This window comes from Schnuerera sp. (assembly GCF_035459645.1).
GTDB lineage: Bacteria > Bacillota > Clostridia > Tissierellales > Tepidimicrobiaceae > Schnuerera.
Window position 1 is genome coordinate 1 of sequence record NZ_DATHXO010000028.1, and the last position, 3,641, is coordinate 3,641.

Genomic DNA, 3,641 nt, shown 5'->3' on the forward strand with positions numbered 1-3,641 from the left:
GGTACCTTTGTTTGCAGCAGAAATAAAGTCTTTTTCTACTAAGGCTAACATAGTGTAATACATGCCAGCACCGGGTACTAATGGAATTATTCCAGGTACTATAAATACGGTTGCTGGTTTTTTATAATGTCTTGCAAACAACTCCCCTGATATGCCAACAGTTACTGCAGCAAAAAATGTTCCAGCTACATTGCTATTTAAAATACTAGAGGTTATATAATAAGCAATCCATCCCGTAGCTCCTACAAAACCAGATTTAGCTATAGAGTCTTTAGGAATGCTAAATAAAATTGCAAAACCTATTGAAGATAAAAAGGCAAAGATAAAATGTTTCAATAAAACCATTAAATCAACCCCTTAAAATATATATTTAAGACCATACCAACTCCAAATGCAATTGCAAGTGCAGAAAATATGGCTTCCATGCCTCTTGAAAGACCAGAAACAAAATCACCAGATATGGTATCACGCATTGCATTTGTTATTGCAACACCAGGAACCAAGGACATAATTGAGGCTATTATTATGGTGTCCATATTATTTCCTAAACCAATTTTAATCGATATTATGGACAAAATTGAAGCTAGTGCTGCTCCAATGAAATTATTAATAAAAAATGTCATCTTATATTTATCAATTTTATTTACGGAAAAAAGAACAATTAAGCTTACTAGGTAGCTAGATATAAAATCCAAAAAACTTCCTCCAAATAAAAGACAGAAAAATGCACAAGCTAAACTTCCAAATAGAGCTTTAATAACCATATTATAATTATTAATTTTATTAATATTTTTTAGTTTTGATAAGCCATAATCTACAGGCATGGTAGAGTTTACAAATTCCCTTGAAAATTCGTTTACTAGATTGATTTTATTTAAATCAATCTTAGTAGATTTAACACGAATTAGATAGGTTATAATTTCTCCATCAAATTCAAGGGAAGCAAAAATTCCTGTAGGGGTTGCAAAAGCATCTGCATATTTGATATTATATCTTGACTTACATATTCTTTCGATAGTATCTTCAGCTCTGTAAGTTTCAGCACCATTTCTTAACATTGTTTTACCTGCTAATATAGCAAGTAAAAGTAGTTTTTTTACTTCAGACCTATTGTTGTTTTGATATAAACCCATAATTTTCACTCCATATGTATTTATAGTATTGTAAATACTAAAGATTACCTATATAATAAATTTGGAAGGTAAATAGAAAGTTTATTTATATTTACTATAACATTATACTACGAATTATCAACAAACAAAATTATATTTGATAAGAAAGGAGAATATAAAAATATGGATTTTACCAATCTAAAGAAACATGACCCAGAGATTATGGAAACAATTGAATTGGAAACAAAAAGACAGCAAGAACATATAGAACTAATTGCTTCTGAAAACTTTGTTACACCTCAAGTTATGGAAGCTATGGGAAGCCAAATGACTAATAAGTATGCTGAAGGTTATCCCGCTAAAAGATACTATGGTGGTTGTGAATTTGTAGATATGGCTGAAAATATAGCCAGAGAAAGATTGAAAAAACTATTTGGTGCAGACCATGCAAACGTTCAACCTCACTCTGGTTCTAATGCCAATCTAGGTGTATATTTTGCAGTTTTAAAGCCAGGAGATAAAGTTTTAGGAATGAATTTATCCCAAGGTGGCCATTTAACTCATGGTAGTCCTGTGAATATTTCTGGAACTTATTTCAATTTTGTGGCTTACGGTGTAGATAAAGAACAAGAAGTTATAGATTATGATAAAGTTAGAGAAATAGCATTAAAAGAAAAGCCAAAGATGATAGTGGCTGGTGCTAGTGCATATCCAAGAACTATAGATTTTTCTAAGTTTAGAGAAATAGCAGATGAAGTAGGGGCTTATTTAATGGTAGATATGGCACATATTGCTGGCTTAGTTGCAGCTGGGATTCATCCAAATCCAGTACCATATGCTGATTTTGTAACAACTACTACTCACAAAACTTTAAGAGGTCCAAGAGGTGGAGCAATTTTATGTAAAGAAAAATATGCTAAAGCTATTGATAAAGCAATTTTCCCAGGAATTCAAGGCGGTCCTTTAATGCATATCATCGCTGCAAAAGCTGTTAGTTTTGGTGAAGCATTACAGGATGAATTTAAAGATTATCAAAAACAAATTGTTAAGAATGCAAAAGTATTAGCAGATAGTCTAATGGAAAGAGGATTTAGATTGGTTTCTGGTGGTACAGATAATCATTTGATTTTAATAGATGTGAGAAATAAAGGTTTAACAGGCAAAAAAGCAGAAGAATTATTGGAAGCAGTTAATGTAACTACTAATAAAAATACGATACCTTTTGATCCAGAAAGTCCATTTGTAACTAGTGGTGTAAGGATAGGTACTCCTGCTGTAACCACTAGGGGTATGAAGGAAGAAGAAATGAAAAAAATTGCTGAAATAATAGATTTAGCTTTAGATGAGAATAATAGTAGGGAAGAAGTAAAAGAAAAAGTATTAGAGCTTTGCAAAGACTTTCCTTTATATGCATAATAAATATATAAGCCTACAGACGTCTGTAGGCTTATATATTTAAAATATAAAACTATGTATTAATAAAGGATTCTGCTATAATAAAATATATGATTTAAATAAATAAATGGAAGGTTATATTATGGAATTAAAGAAAATTTATGATTATAGAAATATTATTGAAAAAGTTAAAAAAGGAAGCATTGCTGAAGAGTTGAAAATTATACCAAAGGATATTTTACTTACTATAAATGGTATGGTTGTTAAAGATATTATAGACTATAAATACCTAATATCTGATGATTATGTTGAAGTAGAAATTGAGAAACAAAATGGAGAAGTATGGATTTTAGAAATCGAAAAGGATTTTGATGAGGATTTAGGTATAGAATTTACCAATCCTTTGATTGATAAAGCCAAATCTTGTAGGAATAAATGTATATTTTGTTTTATAGATCAACTTCCTCCAAATATGAGAGAAACCCTATATTTTAAAGATGATGATTCTAGATTGTCCTTTTTACAGGGTAATTTTATCACTTTGACCAATATGAGCGATGAGGATATTGATCGAATTATAAAATATAGATTAAGTCCAATAAATGTTTCAGTGCATACAACAAATCCAGAGTTAAGGATAAAGATGCTTAATAATAAAAATGCAGGGAAAGTTTTTTCTATTCTAGAAAGATTTAAAGAGGCAGACATTAAAGTTAATTGTCAAATAGTATTGGTTCCAGAAGTAAATGATGGGAAGGAATTGAAAAGAACTTTGACTGATCTTTCCAGTCTATATCCTAGTGTTGAAAGTGTGGCTGTAGTTCCTGTAGGTTTAACTAAGTATAGGGATAATCTACATGAAATAATTCCATATGATGAAAAAAGAGCTTTAGGGCTGTTAAATCTTATAAAAAAGGAACAAAATAAATTTTTAGAAAAATTAGGAACTAGATTTGTCTTTGCTTCTGATGAATTCTATGCTCTTACCCATGAACCCTTACCAAGTTATGATGATTATGAAGGGTTTCCTCAATTAGAAAATGGAATTGGGTTATTGAAGTCTTTTGAATACAGCATAGATGAAGAATTGAAAAAAATTGATAAAAATATATTTTTAGACAGAAAATATATTAT

The 3,641-nt window shown here is 30.1% G+C and carries 4 protein-coding genes; 2 read left to right on the plus strand and 2 right to left on the minus strand.

Annotated elements, in window-relative coordinates:
* Window positions 1–345 (minus strand): threonine/serine exporter family protein (locus tag VK998_RS00655; protein WP_325224344.1); only part of this gene is annotated, 345 nt, incomplete at its 3' end.
* The gene (locus VK998_RS00660) at window positions 345–1,133 is read right to left on the minus strand and encodes a threonine/serine exporter family protein (protein ID WP_325224346.1); all 789 of its coding nucleotides are present in this window, start codon (window positions 1,131–1,133) and stop codon (window positions 345–347) included. The genes VK998_RS00660 and VK998_RS00655, both read right to left, overlap by 1 nt.
* 162 nt (window positions 1,134–1,295) lie before the next feature.
* On the opposite strand from VK998_RS00660, the gene VK998_RS00665 reads away from it, so the two are divergent.
* Window positions 1,296–2,528 carry a serine hydroxymethyltransferase gene (locus VK998_RS00665; protein WP_325224348.1) on the plus strand — a complete coding sequence of 411 codons (1,233 nt, stop codon included), beginning with the start codon at window positions 1,296–1,298 and terminating at the stop codon, window positions 2,526–2,528.
* 121 nt (window positions 2,529–2,649) lie between these two features.
* Window positions 2,650–3,641: DUF512 domain-containing protein (locus VK998_RS00670; protein WP_325224350.1), on the plus strand; the 992-nt coding region annotated here is incomplete at its 3' end.

What these genes read in the sequence shown, in the direction of transcription:
- VK998_RS00660 (WP_325224346.1), bottom strand. Translation starts at nt 1,133, where the DNA reads ATGGGTTTATATCAAAACAACAATAGGTCTGAAGTAAAAAAACTACTT.
- VK998_RS00665 (WP_325224348.1), top strand. Translation starts at nt 1,296, where the DNA reads ATGGATTTTACCAATCTAAAGAAACATGACCCAGAGATTATGGAAACA.